The organism is Streptomyces sp. NPDC043861 (genome assembly GCF_056435905.1).
The window spans coordinates 164,076-183,667 of the sequence record NZ_JBWKDP010000013.1; the positions used below are offsets into that span (position 1 = coordinate 164,076).

At 70.6% G+C, this 19,592-nt stretch carries 12 protein-coding genes; 11 read left to right on the forward strand and 1 reads right to left on the reverse strand.

All coding sequences use genetic code 11. The features are described from left to right. The first annotated feature begins 43 nt into the window (after positions 1-43). The 4 genes from AC068D_RS27085 to AC068D_RS27100 all read left to right on the forward strand — a co-directional run bounded on the left by AC068D_RS27085 (position 44) and on the right by AC068D_RS27100 (position 3,801). On the forward strand, positions 44-1,033 hold the full coding sequence (locus tag AC068D_RS27085) for an ABC transporter substrate-binding protein (protein WP_478825783.1): 990 nt from the start codon (positions 44-46) through the stop codon (positions 1,031-1,033). Next, a complete protein-coding gene (locus AC068D_RS27090) occupies positions 1,030-2,157 on the forward strand; it encodes a FecCD family ABC transporter permease (RefSeq protein ID WP_478825682.1) in 1,128 nt (375 codons plus the stop codon). Before AC068D_RS27085 ends, AC068D_RS27090 begins: the two co-directional genes overlap by 4 nt. Further along, the gene (locus AC068D_RS27095) at positions 2,154-2,969 is read left to right on the forward strand and encodes an ABC transporter ATP-binding protein (protein ID WP_478825683.1); all 816 of its coding nucleotides are present in this window, start codon (positions 2,154-2,156) and stop codon (positions 2,967-2,969) included. Before AC068D_RS27090 ends, AC068D_RS27095 begins: the two co-directional genes overlap by 4 nt. 67 nt (positions 2,970-3,036) lie before the next feature. Further along, on the forward strand, positions 3,037-3,801 hold the full coding sequence (locus AC068D_RS27100) for a YcaO-like family protein (protein ID WP_478825684.1): 765 nt from the start codon (positions 3,037-3,039) through the stop codon (positions 3,799-3,801). Positions 3,802-3,923: 122 nt separating this feature from the next. Here AC068D_RS27100 and AC068D_RS27105 read toward each other — a convergent pair whose 3' ends face one another. Next, positions 3,924-4,550 carry a TetR/AcrR family transcriptional regulator gene (locus AC068D_RS27105; RefSeq protein WP_478825685.1) on the reverse strand — a complete coding sequence of 209 codons (627 nt, stop codon included), beginning with the start codon at positions 4,548-4,550 and terminating at the stop codon, positions 3,924-3,926. A 640-nt stretch (positions 4,551-5,190) separates the two neighbouring features. Here AC068D_RS27105 and AC068D_RS27110 point away from each other — a divergent pair. From AC068D_RS27110 to AC068D_RS27140, 7 genes are all read left to right on the forward strand, one after another. Further along, on the forward strand, positions 5,191-6,141 hold the full coding sequence (locus AC068D_RS27110) for an NAD(P)-dependent alcohol dehydrogenase (protein WP_478825686.1): 951 nt from the start codon (positions 5,191-5,193) through the stop codon (positions 6,139-6,141). A gap of 463 nt (positions 6,142-6,604) precedes the next feature. After that, positions 6,605-9,022, forward strand: a complete 2,418-nt coding sequence (locus AC068D_RS27115) for a VWA domain-containing protein (RefSeq protein WP_478825687.1) — start codon at positions 6,605-6,607, stop codon at positions 9,020-9,022. An 81-nt stretch (positions 9,023-9,103) separates the two neighbouring features. Further along, positions 9,104-12,352 carry a tubulin-like doman-containing protein gene (locus AC068D_RS27120; protein WP_478825688.1) on the forward strand — a complete coding sequence of 1,083 codons (3,249 nt, stop codon included), beginning with the start codon at positions 9,104-9,106 and terminating at the stop codon, positions 12,350-12,352. Positions 12,353-12,357: 5 nt separating this feature from the next. After that, positions 12,358-14,922, forward strand: coding sequence for a hypothetical protein (locus AC068D_RS27125; protein WP_478825689.1), 2,565 nt, complete (start codon positions 12,358-12,360; stop codon positions 14,920-14,922). Positions 14,923-14,951: 29 nt separating this feature from the next. Continuing rightward, positions 14,952-15,986: a protein kinase domain-containing protein gene (locus AC068D_RS27130; protein ID WP_478825690.1), complete on the forward strand. Its 1,035-nt coding sequence runs from the start codon at positions 14,952-14,954 to the stop codon at positions 15,984-15,986. Between the two features lie 3 nt (positions 15,987-15,989). After that, complete coding sequence (locus tag AC068D_RS27135; protein WP_478825691.1) at positions 15,990-17,144, forward strand: TRAFAC clade GTPase domain-containing protein; 1,155 nt, start codon at positions 15,990-15,992, stop codon at positions 17,142-17,144. A 9-nt stretch (positions 17,145-17,153) separates the two neighbouring features. Beyond that, entirely contained in the window at positions 17,154-19,592 is a 2,439-nt protein-coding gene (locus AC068D_RS27140; protein ID WP_478825692.1) for a hypothetical protein, read from the forward strand.

Genomic DNA, 19,592 nt, shown 5'->3' on the forward strand with positions numbered 1-19,592 from the left:
CACCGTCCGGACCGTTCAGGACCACCCTGCGGTGAGAGGATCCTTGATGGGCAAGCGCCCGACATCCCTGCTGTCGGCCATGGCCGCTGCCGTACTGATATCCGGCTGCGGCGGCACCGTGACCCGGGACGACGCCCCGTCGGCGGACTCCGCTGCCAAGGGTTTCCCGGTCACCGTGTCCAACTGCGGTGTGAAGACGACCTATCAGCGTCCCCCGCAGCGCGCGGTGTCGCTGAACCAGCACGCGACCGAGGTCATGCTGGCACTGGGGCTGCAGGACTCGATGGTGGGCACCGCCTATCTCGATGACAAGATCCTCCCGAAGTACCGGGACGCCTACGACGGGATCAAGGTCCTGGCGAAGGAGTACCCCTCGTTCGAGACGCTGCTCGCCGCCGAACCGGACGTGGCCTACGGCGGTTTCGCCAGCACATTCGACGAGAAGGAAGGACGCAGCCGCGACGCCCTCTCCAAGGCGGGGGTCAACTCCTATCTGAACATCGAGGAGTGCCCGTCCGGGCCGGTGACGATGGCCACGATGGACCAGGAGATCCGGAACGTGGCGAAGATCTTCGGCGTGCCGGACCGGGCGGAGCGGCAGCTCAAGGAGCTCCACGTCACGCTGGACACGGTCGAGGACAAGCTCGCCGGAGTCACCCCGGTGAAGACCTTCGTGTACGACAGCGGTGACAAGACCGCCTTCACCGCGGGCGGTGCGGGCATCGGCAACGAGATGATCAAGCAGGCCGGTGGGGTGAACCTCTTCGCCGACCTGGACAAGGCGTTCGGTGACGTGTCGTTCGAGCAGGTGGCCGAGCGCGCGCCCGAGGTGATCGTCATCTACGACTACGGCGACCAACCCGTCGAGGACAAGAAGAAGTTCCTCCTCGCGAACCCGGCGCTGAAGGACGTACCCGCCGTCAAGAACAGGCGGTTCGCGGTGCTGCCGCTCTCGTCCACGGTGCTGGGCGTCCGGGTGCCGTCCGGTGTGGAGTCCTTGGCCCGCCAGGTTCACCCGGACCGGTTCAAGTGACCGACGCCACGGGTGTGGCGGAGGCGACGGATACGCAAGGGACGACCGGGGCGCGTGGCCCGACGAGCGGGCGAACGGCGGCGGGTGCCGCCGCCGTTCGCCGCCCGGGGATCCCCTACCCGCTCGTCCTCGTACTGCTCGCCGCGCTGCTGGCCGTCGCGGCCACCTTCGGGATCGCGGCCGGGTCCATCAGTGTCCCGGCCGACCAGGTCTGGGGCATCCTGCTGCACCGGCTGCACCCTTCGCTCGCCGAACCGACCTGGACACCGGTCCGCGAGACGATCGTCATCGACGTCCGGTTGCCCCGGGTGCTGCTGTCGGGCGTGGTGGGCGCGGGCCTGGCGGTGTCGGGAATGGCGCTGCAAGCACTTGTGCGCAACCCCCTCGCGGACCCGATGCTGCTCGGCGTTTCGTCGGGCGCATCGGTCGGTGCGGTGCTGGTCCTCGTCTTCAACGTCACCCTGTTCGGTGTGTTCTCCCTGCCGGTGGCCGCGTTCCTCGGCGCTCTCGCAGCTCTGGTCGCCGTTTACTTCCTGGCCCGGTCCGGCGGGCGGATGACGACCGTGCGGCTTGTCCTGGCAGGCGTGGCGACGGCCGAGGTGCTGTCCGCGCTCGCCAGCCTCCTGGTCGTCACGTCCAACGACCCGCACAAGACGCAGTCGGCGCTGCGCTGGATGCTCGGCGGACTGGCCGGCACTACCTGGACGGTGGTGTGGATTCCCGCCGGTGCCGTCCTCCTCGGTACGGCCGTCCTGCTCGGGGTCTGCCGCCCGCTCAACCTCCTGCTCGCGGGGGAGGAGGCCGCCGTGGCCCTCGGCCTGGACGTGCACCGCTTCCGTGCCGCACTGTTCACCCTGGTCGCCGTCATGATCGGCACGATCGTCGCCGTCAGCGGCCAGATCGGTTTCGTCGGCCTGATCATGCCGCACGTGGTGCGGCTGGTCGTCGGGGCCGACCACCGCCGTGCGCTGCCCGCCGCAGCACTGCTCGGTGCCGCGTTCCTCATCGCCGCGGATCTGGCGGCGCGCACCGTCGTGAGCCCGGAGGAGATACCCGTGGGCATCCTCACCGCCTTGGTCGGCGGGCCCTTCTTCCTGTGGCTGATGCGACGGAGGTCCGCATGACGCGGACGACCACGGCCACCACGGCGCCGGGCATGCTGGCCGCAGAGAGCGTTTCGGTCGTCGTGGACGGGCGGACGCTGGTGGACCGGGTGACACTTCAGGTGGCTCCCACCGAGATGGTGGGGCTCGTCGGCCCCAACGGCGCAGGCAAGTCGACCCTGTTGCGCACGGTGTACCGGGCGCTGCGCCCCACTTCGGGGCGGGTGGTGCTGGACGGCGAGGACGTCCGGCGGATGTCCGGGAAGAACCTCGCACGCCGGCTGGCGGCAGTCCTGCAGGAGTCGGCCGGGGACTTCGAGCTCTCGGTGTACGACGTCGTGGCCATGGGCCGCACTCCGCACAAACGTGCCTTCGAGGGCGACGACGCCGACGACCGCGCCATCGTCATGGGCGCGCTGGGCGAACTCGACGCCGCCGGGCTGGCGCACGCCCCTTTCAGCCGGCTTTCGGGCGGCGAGAAGCAGCGGGTGCTCATTGCCCGTGCGCTGGCCCAGCGCGCCGGGACGATGGTGCTGGACGAGCCGACCAACCACCTGGACCTGCGGCACCAGCTCGACACGCTGCGCCTCGTCCGCCGGCTCGGCGTGACGGCGGTCGTCGCCCTGCACGACCTCAACCTGGCCGCGGCGTTCTGCGACCGCATCTGCGTGATGGACGGCGGTCGTGTGGTGGCCACCGGGTCCCCCGGGGAGGTCCTCACGTCAGAGCTCCTCGCCGAGGTCTACCGCGTCGATGCGGAAGTCGTACCGCATCCCCGTACCGGGGTACCGCACATCACCGTGATCCCCGGCGATCCTCTCGGAATGAGGTGATCCAGGACCATCCGTATGCGGCGGCGATCCGGCCGCGACGCCATGGATCCCGCCTGCGGTGAGGCGGGTGAGCTTTTCTCGTCATGCGCGGTGCGGCAACCTGGAGATCGCCTGGGTGCCGGGCACGGATCTCGTCGACGGGGAGGACGTCCTCGTTCCCGCGTCGTTGGCCTACGTCAACTACTTCCGCGGTGCGCACCGCGACGAGCCGCCCACCAACTACCCGATCCTTGCGGGCACTGCCGCCGGCTCAAGTCCCGAGCAGGCACAACGCGCTGCTCTGGCAGAGGTGCTGGAGCGTGACGCCGTCTCTCTGTGGTGGCTGAGCGGTGCACCGGCGAGTGCCCTCGCCCCCGAACCGGGCGGCCCCGTCGTGCTGCCGTGGCCGAGGCCCGGACCGCCGGTCTCCAGGTGGCCTTCCTGCGCATCCCGTCGGCGTTCGACGTCACGGTCGTCGCCGCGTTCGTCAAGGACCCGGTGCGGCGACTGGTCGCCTTCGGGAGCGCCTGCCGCTCCACCGCCGAGTCCACGGCGGGAAGGCGCTCACCGAGGCGGTCGGCATGCACGAGACCGGGCTCGAACTGCTCGACCACGACGGCGACTTCTGGAGCGCGGTCCACGCCGGCCGTACCAACCACCGGCCGTACCAACCACCGGCCGTACCAACCACCGGCCGTACCAACCACCGGCCGTACCAACCACCGGCCGTACCGGCCGTACCGGAGCGACCGAGCCTACCGGGAGGACTTCCGGCCGGACCTGCGGGACGTCAACGACGTCTGCCTGCACCTGCAGCTCCACCTCGACCCACGTATGCAGGACTCCCGGCTGAACCGGCTGCGCACGCCCTGCACCGCGCGGTCCCTGCGGCGGACCACCGCTGCCGGCACCGGGCCGGACGGCGGACTCCTGCCCGGTTCGCGGAGCCGTCTCCGCCTCCGCCGCCGATTCCGCTCACGCCGTTGGTCCCGGTGCCTTTCGTGCTCGTCGAGTTCCCGGCCGCCGCGGGTTGTCGAGTGTGGTGAGCCACTGCGTGACGGCGGCGTCGATGAACTCGTCGGACACCTGGCTGCGGTCGAGGAAGAGCCGGGCGAGGACCGGACCGTAGAGCAGGGTGTACTCGGCTTCGTCGATCTGGACGCCCGAGGGTTCCAGCAGTTTGTTCAGGGCCGCGCGCCGGTCCTGGCCGATGCGCAGCAGAGCCTGGGCGCTTTCGGGGTCGTGGTCGGCCTGGGCGGTGACGGCCAGTACTGCGGTGCGGATGGCCGGTTCGCCGATGCCGGCGCGCAGGCTCTTCAGCCAATCGGTGGCAACGGTGCGTACATCGCTGCCCGGCTCGGGGTAGTTGCCGAGGTCGGGTCCTTCCAGGATCAGGTCGAAGAGCAGCGCGGCCCGGTTGGGCCAGTGGCGGTAGAGGGTCTGACGGGTGACGTCGGCGTGCTCGGCCAGCAGTGCGTACGTCAGCCCGGTCGGTCCGACCTGGGGCAGCAGTTCGCGCGCGACGGTCAGGACGCGGCTGCGGGTGCGCTGGACGCGCGGGTTGCCAGGACTCGGCCGACGGCGATGGAGGGGCTGCTGCATGGACCCACCCTACCCATCAATCATACGGGTCGTGTGATTGAAACCACAACCGCGAATCATACGCTGTGTGTGATACAAAGAAATCACACACTCTGGATGATTCATGGTGTGTGCGGTTCCCCCTCCAGGAAGTGCCTGATGTCCACTGCAATCGACCTCTCCGAGTACGGCGGGCCGAGGGCCTCACCCGGCCCGGGTCGCCACCCCCCAACCGGGCCCGGGTCGGGTCCGCATCCACGCGCAAACGACCACCGTCAACCCGCGAGCGCGGGCCGCCCGGGCCCACGCCGGCCACGAACTCCGCCGCAACGAGGGCAGGGCGTCCCCCTTCCCCGACCTGGTCCACCGCGCCCAGGTCCATCGGGCAGGCGTACGCGGCGCCGCGTCCACCACACCCTCGCGGGCGACTCCGACCCGGTCGGCAATCCGGCGCCCCCGAAAAGCAGCCCCGTGCTGTGCCGGGCGGTCCCGCCTCCGGCCTCCACGGGTCGTCCGGCGGGGGCCTCGGACGGTGCGGCAGCCATCGCGGAGCTTCCTTACGGGTGCGCTCCACGGCTGCAGGCGCTGATCAAAGCAGTTGCCTGAGGCACTCCCGCAACCTCCACTGCCCTGACTGGCAAACCACCGAAAGGAACATGACATGAAGGCCGCTCAGATCACCGGTTTCGGCGCACCGGATGTCCTGCACATCAACGACGTCGACCGCCCCGACCCCGGTGCGGGTGAGGTCCTGATATCGGTCGAGGCGTCAAGCGTGAACGGACTCGACACGATCGTTCGCGCAGGAGGACTGCGGATCGTCACCGGCCGCCGGGTCCCGATCGGTGTGGGACTGGATTTCGCCGGTGTCGTCGCCGCGACCGGCGCCGACGTCCCTCACTACCAGGTCGGGGACCGTGTGTGGGGCACCGTGCAGCCGCTCAAGCGGCACACCGTCGGTGGAGCTGCGGAACACGTCGTGGTTCCCGCAGACCGTATCGCGCCCGCACCGGCGGACATCTCGCCGGTGGAGGCAGCTTCCCTGGTCGTCGCAGGCACGACAGCGCTGATGGCGCTGCGGGACACGCTGCATCTCACAAAGGGTGAACGCGTCCTGGTGCGCGGCGCCGCCGGTGGCGTCGGCACGGCTGCCGTGCAACTCGCCCACGCGATGGGTGGGCACGTCACCGCGCTGTCCCGCGGTCGCCATGCCGCAGCACTGCGTGACCTGGGAGCCGACGAGGTCTTCGACTACGGCACCACCACGCCGGACCGGGTCGGGCCGTTCGATGTCGTCCTGGACACCGTCGGCTCGGAACTGAACGGCTACCGGCGTCGACTGACCCGCGAAGGCAGGATGGCCACCATCGCACTGTCGGCGTCCTCCCTGGCCGCGATCGCCGCGTCGAGTGTGTACGGCGGCCGCCGCATCCGCACGTTGAGCGCCAACCCCGACACCGTCGTGCTGCGTGCCCTGGCCGACTACGTGACCTCCGGCGAACTGCGGCCCGTGATCGACAGCGTGTATCCGCTGGCGGACATCGCCTCGGCGCACCAGGCGTTCGAACGAGGCGGTGTGATGGGCAAGCAAGTCGTGGCCGTGTCCGAGTGACCGAACCGGCGTCTTTCGACGTGTCCCCGCCGCGCCCGGAGTATTGCGGGACGGCAGCCGCCGACGTATGGGCCCGGCCACCCCGGATCCGGATCCCGGCGCCGGTCACCCATGGCCCGGGAGGTGCGCACGGACCCGCTCGGGCGGGGGCGTCGGGGAGCCACCCGGACGGGTGACCTCCGGTCGGGAGCACCGGTGGTGAAGGCGTACATCGCCGAGGCAGCACAGCCGTTCCAGCCCGGTTCCGCCGGTTCCGGCGCGACGGCGGCGGTGTCTCAACAGGCACATACGGCTGCCCTGTAACACCATCGATCGCTATTTCCCCAATTCCTTACGGGGTGTCACGGCCCAATGCTACAAATGCCGTCCAGAGCACGCTGCGGACGCGGCGAGTCCGCCCGCAGCGGGGCGCACGCACGGCTGCGTCCCGGCGCATCGGGCTGGGCGAGTGGGGGGATGTCCGATGGACACGGACGTGGCGGGATGCCCGTTACGCCGGAACGGCAGAGGTCTGCAGGCATGGGGACCGACGCGGCTGCTGGTTCTGATCGCCTTGCTGGCCGGCGGAGTCGGGCTGTTGTCCCAGCCGGTCGGCCCCTCTGCCTTACGGGAGACGTCCCACGCGGCGCGGGCCACCGGCATGGATCCGGCCCCCGTCGACTTCGTCGTGCTGGTGGACGAGTCCGGCAGCCTGACCGACAAGGACATTGCCGCAGAGCGCGCGGCAGCGTCCGTGCTCGCCCTCGGCGAGTTCTCGACGCGGTCGCGTGCCGGTGTGGTCGGGTTCGGCAGCGTCACAGGACCCGGCCAGCAGCCGGTCGACACGGTCTGTCCGCTGACCCGGGTCGACGACGCCGGCCGCGAGAACCTGAGCACGTGTGTCCAGCGGCTCAAACGCCGGACCCCGGCCGAGGGCGACGGCACGGACTATCCGGCCGCCCTCGCCCAGGCGCTGAACATGCTCGACGACACCCCCACGACCACCCCTCGGCTGATCTTTCTCCTCACGGACGGTCGCCTGGACGTGTCGGACAGCCCGGGGTACGGCGCCGATCCGGCGGCACGCAACGCCAATGCGGTCAAGGCGCTGGACAAGGCCGTCGAGCGTGCCAGAGCGGACAAGGTGCAGATCTGGCCACTCGGCTTCGGCTCGGACATCGACCGGGAGCAGTTGAACCGGCTCGCGGCCGACGGATACGAGGGCACATGCAGTGCGTTGCCGTCCGCACGGCCCACCGCACAGGTCGCGCCCGACTCGACGGCGGTGACGCACACACTGCTCCGGGCGTTCGCCGGAGCCCGGTGCGCCCGCACCGGAGAGCAGACCTCCGAGGCCACGGTGACCCGGAGCGCCGATCTGAGCGTCACCATTCCTCCGGTCGCCACCGACGGCTCCATCACCGTGGTGAAGGAGACGGCGGGCGCGGTCGCCATCTCCTACTTCGACCCCAAGGGCCGCCGAGTCCCGCTGCACGGCAAGGCGTACGGCTCGTCGTTCGAACTCGTCGGTCAGGCCGGTCCCGTGGAGGCCCTGCGCATCCGTGATCCACTGCCCGGTCGATGGCGTGTGCATGTCCAGAGGATCGACAGTGCACCGGCGCAGCGAGTGAGCGCCAATGTGGTGTGGCAGGGCGTGCTGCGGTCGTACATCATCCTCGATCCCCCCGTCCCGGCACCGGGACAGAAGACCACCGTGCGGGTCGCCATGCAGACCAGACAGGGTGTGGAACTGAGCGATCCCGACCAGCTCGACGGCATCGCGGTGACATGCAGACTGACCGGCGACGGCTTCGACCCCGTGGAACTGGAACTCGCGGACGACGGCAAGGGGCCCGACCCCCGGGCCCACGACGGTGAGTTCTCCGCCCGCCTCACCGTTCCGAAGTCCGCGTCCGGGGCGATGTCCTTCCGCGGAGTCATGACCGGGGAGGGCATCGCCGGTGATCAGCGCCCGTACGAGACGGCCATCGCGGCAAAGGCACCGCCCCTCACCGGTTCCCTGCTCTTCGACGACCATCGGGTGCATCCGGGGGAGACGGCGCGCGGTCGGTTGCGGGTGCGGAACTCCGACACGAAAGCGCACAACCTGCTGCTGGAGCTCACCGATACGGAAGAGGGCCGGGCGGCGTCCGTCGTCAGCCCCCGGCGCGTCACGGTGCCGGCGGGTGCCGGCGTGGACCTCGAACTGAGCCTGAAGGTGAGCGCCGATGCGCCGACGGGCCCCCTGCCGGGGTCGCTGCGGCTGCGGGACGAGGACGGCCGGACGATCAGTCAGGCGTTCGTCCCCGTGGAGGTCGTCGCGCGACCGGACTTCGTGGAGCGCAACGGGACATGGATCGGGGTGTGCGCCGCGGCGCTGATCGCCCTGGTGGCACTGATGGCCCTGCGCTGGCAGGACTGGCGCCGAAGCCGGGACGCCTCGGCGATTCAGCTGATCCTCTACCGGGGGGACAGCGAGTTGAGCCGACTCCGCGCACCCGGTCGCGCGGGCCGGGAGTTCGGATTCACCCTCCGCAGTGCCGCCGGCGCGTCCCGCCTGCTGCTGGAGGGCGCCGGCAGCAGATACCGGGTACGGCGCTCCCGGGACGGGCTGGTGGTCCGAGTCCCGAACGGCGGACGTCTGCTGCTCGGCCGCGGGCAGCGCGTACCTCTGGCGGATGACCTCTCGCTGGGCTTCACCGACCACCGGCCGATGAAACCGGCGCCGGCCGAGCGCCGTTCGCGGGCCGGCGGCCGAACCGGGCCCGGAGCGCAGCCCCCGTCCCGGAGGCCGGATCGCAGCCGTGCGCAACGAGTCCGGCGTCGAGAGGACTCGCCGGTCACGCAGCTGCCCAAGAGTCCTCCGGGCCCCTCCCGGACGCCCTATGACGACGCGTTCTGAGCCCGCCCGGCTCTCCGCGGAGGGCCGTCACGGAGAACAACGGACAGGGGCCGAGGCCCCGGGCAGTGTGAGAGGGACTCCATGAAGATCTACCAGCCGATGTTGTTTGTCGGGCTCGGCGGCACCGGCTGCCTGATCGGTGCGGAGCTGGAACGCAGCCTGCGGGAGGCACTGTGCGGCCCCGACGGCACGGCCCTTGCGACCACGCTGCGCGGAAGCCACCTCCTGCCCTACCAGCTGCCGGACTGCCTGCAGTTCGTCTACGCGGATCTCAACGAGGCCGAACTCGGCAGGCTTCCGCACATGCGGGCGGACGGCGCACTCAAAGCCGCGTACAGCAGAACGGCCCGAGCGACCTTCGACCTGCTGCCGCGCTTCGACTCCTATCCGGAGGTGGCCCGGAGCCTGCGGACGAATCTTCCCGGTCCGGTGTGCCACTGGGTGCCGCCACGGACGGGCGAACCCCGGGTGTCCCCACTCATCCGAGGTGCCGGTCAACTGCCCACCGTTGGAAGAACCGCGCTTTTCGAGACCTTCCGCAGCGGGCTGGGGCCGGCGCTCGGTCCGCTCCGCGATGCCATCGCGCTCATCAGCAAGTCCGGCGGCGACCTGGCGGCTCTCGGCGGCACCCTGGCGGACAGTTGCGACGTGTTCGTCGCGTTCTCCGTGGCTGGGGGAACGGGTTCGGGGATTTTCTACGACTATCTGCATCTGATCAGCCACGCCTTCGAAGAGGCCCGCTACCGGGTGAAAATCTACCCACTGGTGCTCATGCCGTCGGCCTTCGACGACGGCCGTGGTGGCGGTCGTGCGGCTCAGCTCAATGCCGGCCGCGCCCTCGTGGACCTGTTCCGGCTGGTCGACGACCAGAACGCCCCCGATGTGGAGGACAATCTCGACGACGTCGGCTCCTCCGGACAGCTGCGCATCGAGTACCCCGGCGGGATCACCGCAAAGATGCGGCCTTCCACCACTCAGACCGCCTTCCTGTTCAGCCGCACGTCCGGAATCGAACGCGACGACCTGCACCGTTCGGTGGTCTCCCTGGTGATGTCGCTGCTGGGCACCGAACTGGGCGACGACGACGGCCGTGTCCAGGCCAGCGACCATCTCTACCAGTCGTTCGCCGACAGCTTCATCAACGCCAACGTCGAACGGGCCACCGTCGCTCCGACCGGCATCGGCCACCGGGGTGTGTCCACGAGTCTGGTGGCCGCCATGACGGTGCCGGTGGACGAACTGGCCGAGATCCTGGCCGCCCGGCTGCTCGCCTCCGCACTGCGCAACCGACCCGCCGGCTCGCGTGGCGGGAACCGCCGTGAGCTGGTCCGGGAGTTCTTCACCGCGTCCAACATCGACCCCTTGTGGAGCCGCACCGGCCTGACCTTCACCGAACCCAGGCCGGCCACCGGGGCCAAGGCGATCACCGAGGCACTGACGATGCGTCAGCTGGCCATGGAGGATGCGCTCGGGGACCTGGACCGGCAGCTGCGCCAGCGGTCCGCCGAACTGGCGGCCGGGTTCGACCCGGTCCGAGGAGTCCGGGAGCTGCTCGGGCGCGGTGATCTCCTGGACGTGTACAAGGCGGTGAACGGCGAGCCGACCGCCCAGGACCCGGTGGAACGCGTGGGCTGCTCGGGCCTGCTCGACAGCCGGCGCCGCGAACCGGAACGTCCACCCGGCCTGACCCTTCCCCTGCAACCGCATGCAATCAGGGACCGCAAGCTCGGCCTGGTGAAGGCACGGTGGAACGACGCGGATGTGACGGCGACGCTCCAGGCACAGGACCTGTGGTTCCAATGGGAGTCACGGCGCATCTGGCACCGCCACTGGGCGGAACACGCCCCACGCTGGGACCGGGCGATGAAAGCGCTGCGGGGGGATCTGAACGCCCTGGTCGACGCGTTCCGCGAACAGGCGGACGACGAACACGACTCGTTCGTCCAGCGAACGAGGAAGCTGTACCGGCCGCGTACCGGAGTCTCGTACCTCCTGCCACCGCAGAGCGACCTCATCACGTTCTACGAAGCCGTGGTGCACCGCCTGCTGACGGCCGAGGGCATGCGGGACACCGACGACGAGACCGCCCTTCTGGCGCGGCTGGTGGGTCCCGAGCTCTGGCGGGCCGCGTTCGCCGAGGCGAGGCCCGCTCCGCGGCGCGCCGTGTCACTGATCAAGGACCATTTGCAGCACCGGGTGAAGCGGCTCTTCGTGGAGAGCGGCGACTCGGGTGAGCGACCGCTTCTCCCGTCGCTCGGCGCCCTGCTCACCGCCGCGGCCGCGGGGGACAGCCAGCAGGTGGGGGACGACGTCCTGGAACAATGCCGGCACAAACTGGCCTCGTTGCTGCCCTCGGGCTTCGCGCCCGAAGGCAGCGGTCGCCTGAAGGTGCTGATCGTGTACCCCGCGACCTCCGCAGATCCCGCTGTCAGGAGGTTTCTGGAGCGGGAGCTGCGGCTGCCCCGGGAGAACGAGCGGCAGATCGAATTCCGGCCCGTGGCCACCGAATCCATTTCCGTGGTCCTCTTCCGAAGCTCCATGAGCCTGACCGAGGTGCCCGAGGTGCGGTCGACACTCACCCTGTGGGCCGAATCGCTGATCTCAGAGCAGCCGGGCGACCATCTGCGCTGGCGTCAACGACTGGGCTACGACTTCGAGTTCGCCATGGGCACGGAACGGGACCGCCGCCATATTCTGCACCGGCTCCTGTGCGCCCTGTGGAACGACCAGGTCCAGGTGTTCGGCACCGTCACCAGTCCCCAGCGCATCCGGATCGGGCTGCAGGACCGCGGTTCCGCGGCGATGGTGTGCGCCCTCGAAGCGGCGGGCTCCGGACTGTCCAGCTGGGGCAGCCTCCTACGGGTGTACGAGTCGTGGACCTTGGCGGAGGACGGCGGCGGCATCCGCAACGCCTTCTGCGAACAGCTGATGTCCACCGTCCCGCACGGCCTGGAGGGAGCCCCCGTGGCACCGGGGCCGCTGTACCGGGTCCTGGTGGACCAGGTCGCCCCGCAGCAGCAGTCCCTGCTCGCCAACCTCTCGGCAGAAGAGGCCGAGCGGATCGCCGGCTACGAGGAACTGCGGAAGTTCTGGACGCAGACCTTCCCCGGCGCCCTCGTCCTGCCCTTCCCCCGGGCACACCGGCTGTCGGGCTGGACCCTCGACCGGCTGGAGCGCTCCTTCCACCCGCCGGCCACACCCGCCCCCCGCGGCCCCGGCCCGGCGCGGTCCTACGAAGGGGAACGCTGGGAACGAGGGCATGGCCGCGGTGACAGCCTGCCGAACTTCGGGCAGAGCGGCGCCTCGACGCCGGAGGGGAAGGAGCAGTGAAGGGCATGCGCGACGACAGGATCGTGGTACGCCTCGATCTGCGGCACGGTGCCGGCCTCGACGAGGCCAGCACCGCGGTGGCCCTGGACGCCCGGCTGCGGGAAGCCATCGGCAGCAGTTCGTTCGGTGCCGCGGACGTGTCCCGTGTGGTGGTCATCGACTCGACGACGGCACTCGTCGACCACCAGGACGCCTATGAGCGCCTCTGCTCGCACTCGGGGATCTCGGCGGTGCTCTGCATCGCGGTGGGCCCGGTGGCAGGACAGGTCGCCTCCGGGGTCGACGCGACGCCCGACGGAGAAGACCCGTACGTGCTCGCATTGCCCGCCCCCCTGCGGCAGCCCCCCGCCCCCGTCCTCTGGGTCGGGGACGTACGGGGAATCGCCTGGCAACCCGGCCAGAGCCACTCACCTTCGTTGACACGCTCGGGCATCGCTCCCGATGACGTGCGCGGTCTGGAACCCCTCATCGAGCTGCTGCAGGTGCCCGAGGTCTTCGACGAGACCGTGCACGCCCTCGGCCAGCTCCCCTCGGCGGTCGCCAGTCCTGCTCTGCGCCTCCTGGTCCATGAAGTACCCGAAGAGGACCTGCTGCGCACGCAGGTCCAGGCGTTCGACCAGTGCACCAGTCCATCCGCCGACGTGCGGGTCGCCCCGCCCAAGGGGAACCTCGCGGTGCTCGCCGGACTCACGGAGCCGGACGACTGGGCGGCGGAGGACTGCCTGACCGAGGACAGCCCGCTGCGCGCCACCCGATGGGAGACGGCCGAACTGGTGCGCCGTGCGGACGAGAACGTCCGTCGGCTGATCGGCTGGCGCGGATTCCTGGATGCGCCACGGTTGGTCCCCGAGGTGCTGGAGGACCTCCGGTCGGCCGGTGGGACGCTGGCCCGCCACCGTGACGAACTGGAGGACGTCTTCAGCTGGGTGGACGGGCGGGCGGGTCTCGACCAGGACAGCCGTGACCATCTGGCCAACATGGGCGTCCGGCTGCCCCATGTGCCCGGGACCCGGCCGGAGGAGACGGGTGCAGCACTTCGCGAGCAGGTACTGGACCGGCTGCGCCGGCGTCGCCCCCTGCCCGAAATCGTCTCGTGGCTCCGGGACTTCGCGGACCGCACAGTGCCGTCCGGCAGCGCCACCCAGACGGAGCGGCTGAGCGAACTCTGCCCCGACGCGCTGGTGGAGTCCCTCATGCGCCCTGGCCCCTGTGCCCTCGGGGTGACCCGTCGGGCCGGCCTCTGTGCTGCTGCTGCCGGGCTTCTCGCCGCGTTGGCTCCCGCCGGGCTGCCGGTGGCCGGCGTGGTGCTGCTGTTGCTGCTCGGCGCCGTGGCCTGGACCACCGGCGCTGCGCCACGAGGCGACAAGGAGGAGGACTTCCCGGACGACGGGTCCCGCATGCCGGTGCACCCCGGTGTCGTCCTGACGGCCGTCTGGGCTCTGGGCACCGCGTCCGGCTGGTCACTGGGGCTGCTGACACCGGTACCCGGATGGGCTGCGCCGGTGCTGTACGTGCTGGCGGCGACCGGCGCGGTGTGCGCCGCCGGTGAGCTGTGGACCGGGTCGATGTCCCGCTGGGGGGACACGCTGCGGCTCGACGAGGCGATCGATGCCACCGACCGGCTCGGGGACGCACTGGAGGAAGGCGTTCTCAAGTACTGGCTCCTGGCCGATGCCCGCGCCGTCGTCTCCGACCAGGCACGCGCTCTGGCCTCCGTGGTGCAGACCTCCAGTGAGACGATGGCCGGCTTCGCAGAGCAGCTCTCCCGCCGTATCCGCCCGGCATGGAACGGGACTTCCGGCACCCAGGAGCCGGGGCAGACCGGGCCGTCGACGGGGCGCGCCGACGCCGTGTTCGCGGTGGAGCACGTGGGACAGGCGGGACAGGCCCTCCAGGACACTGTCGTGGGGGATCTGACCGATCTGGTGGCCGAGGTGTTCACTCCGTACTGGCAGGTGGTCCTCCGGGACCCGGGTGCTGCCACGGGTCTGCCCGTGGCGGCACGGACCCATGAGCTGATCCACGCCTATCAGAGGCATCTGGTGAAGGTCGGCACCGCTCCGGCTCCGCCCTTCGCCCGGATCCCCGCCGAGCGCCCTGATCCGGCCACACTGGTCGGTCTGGACCTGCGGCGGGTGGTGGAGGTCGTCAGGCCCGGGGACGAGTCGGGGGCGCTGCAATTGTGTTCGCCGGACCAGCTGCGGATGCTGGACCGGTCACCCACCTCGGCACGGACGTTCGGGTTCGTCCCCCATGCCATGCAGGGCGCCTTCTGGCGGACGCTGGGGGAGGAGCAGGGACCGTCCTCCGCCTCCGGTGCGCGTGCCGGAGCGCCGGAGACGACGTCCGCCGGCAGTCCGAAGTCCCGCTGGGCCCAGAGCCTTCCGGAGATCGTCTGGACCGGATCCGGCCGGTTCGCCGGACTGCTCGCCCTGGTGCCGCTGGCCGAACGAGCCATCACCACGGTATGGCCCGAGGACGAGGAACGGCCGGCGAGGACGACGGATGCGACGCGTGTTCCGCAGCAGCGGTACGACGAGCACCGCGGCGCGAACGGCGAAGCACCGTAGTGCCGGCAGGCAGGGGAAGGCAGCGGCACATGAACGACACTTTGACCTTCGTCGACGCCTCCGGCATGCCGGAGCGCGTGCGGCTGCTGGAGACGGGCAGGGACGAGCCGTACGCCCCCGGGTCCGGCTTCCGGACACGCACACTCCGGCTGGAGGACGGTCGCTCCCTGCTGCAGCGGCGGCTGATCGGGGAGTACGCGGCAAGGACCGACCAACTCGAGGTCGTGGAGGCCGAGATCCGTACGGGCCTCGCACTCATCCGGACGTTCCGGACGGCTGCGTATCCGCCGGAACTCACCCGGCTGGCCGGCTACGCCGTCGATGTGTCGGAGCCCTTCGTGCTGCTGGAACCACTGCGCGCGGGGCAACCCCTGTCGGAGCTGGCCGGCCGGATGATGATGCTCCGGGAGCAGCGCAAGTTCGAGTACAGCCTGTTTCGCACGCTGCGGCTGCTGGAACGCGCGGAGATCGTCCACCGCAGCGTCGGTCCTGCCACCGTCCGCTGGGACGGGGCGCGGATCCAGCTGACCGACTTCGGGTCGGCAGAACACGTCGGATACCCGCGCCGAAGGCTGGGGGCCGACCCCTGGGCATCGCCGGAGCAGCGCGACGGAGTGGGCACGGTCGACCCGCGGGACGACGTCTGGAGCGCCGGCCAGTTGGTGTACTTCGTCACGACCGGCCGGGCCGCCACCGGCGGCCGACCCCCGTCCACCTCCGGTCAGGCCCTCACGGACCTCCTTGACCGTGTGTTCGCACCGAGCGCCGGCGAGCGGCCGGACGCCCTCACCGTCATCAGGCGGATGTCGGGCCAGGATCCCTGGCTGGAACTCGGTGAGATCGAGGACCCGTTGGCGGAAGGACGCCGGAGGTTCGACGACCTGCTCGCGAAGAAGGGGCCGGGCGGGTGGCCCGCCCCTCCCCGGCCGCAGGACTCTCCGACGGAATCACCGGTCGGGGATGCGGAGCCGCCGCGCGCCGGAACCGGTGGCCGGGTGGCGGGCATGGGCTGGCCCAGGCGCAGGGCCCGTGGCGGCGCAGGGCGCCGGGTGGGAGAGAGCTGAGCGATGAACGACGTACCTCTGAACGACGCACCGGCGAACCAGGTCGACACCGTGCCCTGCCCCAGCTGTCTGGAGGACTTGTATCTCGACGTGCGCAGACTGTACGTCCACGACCCCGAGACCTCGGAACCCACTCCCTGGGATCCCGACAGTGAGCCCAACCCGGTCCGTCGGCAGGACCAGATGAGCCGGGCGTTCCTCAAGTGCCCCAACCCCAATGCCCCGGAACACTTCCTTCCCGTGCCGTACCTCAGCTTCGGACGCCCGCTCACCGTCGCGTTCGTCGGCCAGTCGGGGGCGGGGAAGACCCATCTGTTCGCCGCGATGATGGCGGAGATCGGGCGAGGGGGCCTGGACACCTTCGACATCCGTTGTCGCTCGGTCAACAGTGGGCAGCACCACCACTACCTCAAGGAGGCGGTCAACAAACTGGAAGCCGGAGAGATGCTGCCCGGGACCGCTCCCGCGGCGTTCGTGGAGTTCACGGACGCCCTGCTGGTGACCGTGAACGGCAGGACGCGGCCGGTCGCCTTCTTCGACATCGCCGGCGAGTCGCTCGTCATGAGCGGGAGCGAGACGCAGTTCCTCTCGGGCGTCGACGCGCTGATCTTCGTGGTGGACGCCATGCGGGCGCTCCGCCTTCGTCAGCTGAACGCCTCACGGGACGCCGCCGGCATCCGCCAGGAACTGGCCGGAGTGCCCGACCCGACGTTCACCACCGTCCTGGACCGGCTGGCCCGCACGGGCCGCGGACTGTCGGACGTCCCGGTCGCGCTGGTCGTGAACAAGTGCGACGTCCTGCGCTTCGAGGCACCGATCGACCGCTGGCTGCGCGACGACGGCGCCCCCCGGGACGGGCGGCTCGACACGGAGAAGACCTACCACGAGAGCCGGGACGTCTACGCCTTCCTGACCCATCACGGGGCCACCTCCTGGCTGCGGCCCTTCGCGGAGTCCCGGCGCTGCACGCTGCACTTCGTCTCGGCCACCGGAATGTCGGCGGCTCCGCCGGCATCGGCCTCCGACGCGGGGTACGCGGGTCCCGCCGCCTTTCCCGGGGGCATCCGACCGCGACGCGTCCTCGGGCCCCTGCTGTCGGTGTTCGACATGTGCGGCCTGCTGTCCGAGCCGGCGCCGCCACGGCTCATGGAGGTGTGAGGCCCGCTCATGAACGCCGACGTCCATTGGATGTACTGCGCGCACGGCCCCGAGAACACGGCGGAAACCGGGGGGTTCGGCCCGTTGGCCTACTCCTGTACCGACGGGGAGGCCGTGAGCTACTTCAACCTGGGCAGACTCGTCCTGCGTCCCGGGGGCGGCATGTCCGAGCCCCGGACGTCCTTCGCCTACGGTGTGCTGGAACGGACCGGCCACGAGATGGTGGTCTGGCGGCTCTCCGGCCGGGACAGTATGAGACGTGGCAACACCGAGGCGTACGCCCTGTACAACGACTCGCCGTTCTTCTCGCCGCTGCTCGCACTCGGCCTGAGGCATGCGGACTGCTTCCCGCAGGACGTCACCCACGGGACCCGGCTCCCTCCACTGCGGCGCGATCCTCTGTACGAGGCGTCCGTGCAGGGGCTGCATCAGTTGCGACGGGGTGTGGAGGAGCACCGGGAGAGGATCGGCCGGCTGCTGGCATGGGTCCTCAGCGCGCCCGGGCGGCCCGTGACCACGGTCGATGCAGATCTCGGCACCGCGCCACGAGCGGTGCTGATGGGCGTCCTGGAAATCGCCGAGCAACTGGTCGACTGCTCCTGGACCTACTCGACCGGGGAACAGGACGAGTCGGGGGCGTACTGGCTCGTCGTCCTGGCGGACTGGCCCATCCCGGGTAGGTCCAGTCACGGACGCAAGCGGCTGCGCGGATCTCCGGACGGGCGGTTCCTGGAGGCGAGCCGACGGCTGCTCGACCACTACCTGAACCACGGGGACGGCGAGCCGGGAAGGTTCGTCGATTCACTGCGCGCCGAGCGCGAACGCTGGCACGCGCTGAACACGGAGGAGCGCGTCCAGAGGCTGCTCGACAAGCTGCCCGCCCAACTGCCCGGACCGGCCGAGCCGGCCCCGTCCCACCCGTCCGACCCGCTCGGCCCGATGGGATCGGACGGGCCGTCCGATCCCATCGGGCCGTCGGCGTTGCCGGCGCAGCCCGGGGCGCTCCGCTCGCACGACCCGCAGACACCGTCCGATCCGCGGGTGCCGTCCCACCCGGCCGGCTCGCGCGACCCGCACACGCCGTCGACCCTCGTGGACCGGTCCGCACCACCGGCTTCACCCGCCGCGGAATGCGACCCCGACGAGGAGACCCGTACGGAGCGGTCCGTCCTGTCCACCACGCAGGTGCCCGTCCCGGAGCCTGCCGCCGAGGAGCCCGAGGCCAGTGCGGCCGGCCTCCGATCGGGTACGGACGAGGCCGACCGTCCTGCTTCGCCGCCGCGCCCACGGGCCGCACAGGACGGGTCCCTGGCCGCGGCGCCACCGCACGAAGTGGATCCGTCGGAGTGTGACCCGTGCGTCCGTCCGCACCCGCAGATGCCGTCCGGAACTCCCTTCCTCGACGACCCCGTCACCGAACCACCCGCCCAGGGGACCGGCGGACGCACGTCAGGGCTGGTCTCGGACGGCCCCGCAGCAGTGCCTTCGCCGCGGGGCGAGGAGACAACACGCGAGCGGTCGACACCGGCTCCGTACGAGAGGACGACCCGGTCGTTTCCGCCGTCCGTAGGAAACCGTCTCGATCAGTGGCCGGAGAAGCCGGACAGGGGCGACTTCCCCGGACCGTCGCCCCGGCCTCCCGCGCCCCTTCCGTCGAAGGAACTCCCTCCGGCGGACAGACGGCGTGGCTTCTGGTCCAAACTGAAGAGGGCAAGGTCCACCACCCCCGGCCCGCCCTCGGGCGCGGCGGCGCACTCCGCTGAGCCGGAGTGGTCCCCGAGCCCGGCCGTGCCCCTGGTGGAGTTTCGTGTCCCCAGCAGCGTCCATCTGGCACAGAGAGTCGTCGAGCTGCGACGGCCGCACGAGAGGGAGGAACTGCTGATTGATCTCTACCGGCGTTCCCGAACCTGGAGTGAACAGGAGGCCGTTGAGGTCTGCCTTCTGGTGTTGCGTATGAGACTGGGGTTGCCCGAGCCGTCCAGCAGCGCGCGATGGCTGCGGTCTGTTGCTTCGTGGCGCGCCCCGGGCGGCGCGTTTCCTCTCTGGCTCTTCAGATATCTGGTGCTGCCCGTTCTGCACCTGGAGGAACCTGCGCGCATGTGGGGCGCGTTGCTGCTCGAGTTCCGGCCCCCGGGGGTTCCCGACTCCTTGTGCCAGGCGTTGAACGAGTGCCTGGCACCGGAGGCGGATGTGCACCCGGTCTTCTACGTGACCGTCGGCTCGTGGGCGGTGCCCAGGGCGTTCCGGGTGCGTGGACACGCCGCGCCACCACCGGTTGCGCCCCAGCCCACCCCCGGCCCGCCCGCGGGGCACGGCACGGTCGCGGCGGTGCCGGAGGGCGCGCCCCAGCACGCCCGGCCGGATTGGGTCACTCGCTCCTGGATGGCGCTGCTGATGCTCGTGATGGCGCTGGTCGTCGCCGTCACTTCCTGGTACGCGCTCCGCTGA

Bases quoted from the DNA above. Each gene is read 5' to 3' on its own strand.
- AC068D_RS27095 (WP_478825683.1), top strand. From the start codon at position 2,154: ATGACGCGGACGACCACGGCCACCACGGCGCCGGGCATGCTGGCCGCA.
- AC068D_RS27105 (WP_478825685.1), bottom strand. From the start codon at position 4,550: ATGCAGCAGCCCCTCCATCGCCGTCGGCCGAGTCCTGGCAACCCGCGC.
- AC068D_RS27110 (WP_478825686.1), top strand. From the start codon at position 5,191: ATGAAGGCCGCTCAGATCACCGGTTTCGGCGCACCGGATGTCCTGCAC.
- AC068D_RS27115 (WP_478825687.1), top strand. From the start codon at position 6,605: ATGGACACGGACGTGGCGGGATGCCCGTTACGCCGGAACGGCAGAGGT.
- AC068D_RS27120 (WP_478825688.1), top strand. From the start codon at position 9,104: ATGAAGATCTACCAGCCGATGTTGTTTGTCGGGCTCGGCGGCACCGGC.
- AC068D_RS27125 (WP_478825689.1), top strand. From the start codon at position 12,358: ATGCGCGACGACAGGATCGTGGTACGCCTCGATCTGCGGCACGGTGCC.
- AC068D_RS27130 (WP_478825690.1), top strand. From the start codon at position 14,952: ATGAACGACACTTTGACCTTCGTCGACGCCTCCGGCATGCCGGAGCGC.
- AC068D_RS27135 (WP_478825691.1), top strand. From the start codon at position 15,990: ATGAACGACGTACCTCTGAACGACGCACCGGCGAACCAGGTCGACACC.
- AC068D_RS27140 (WP_478825692.1), top strand. From the start codon at position 17,154: ATGAACGCCGACGTCCATTGGATGTACTGCGCGCACGGCCCCGAGAAC.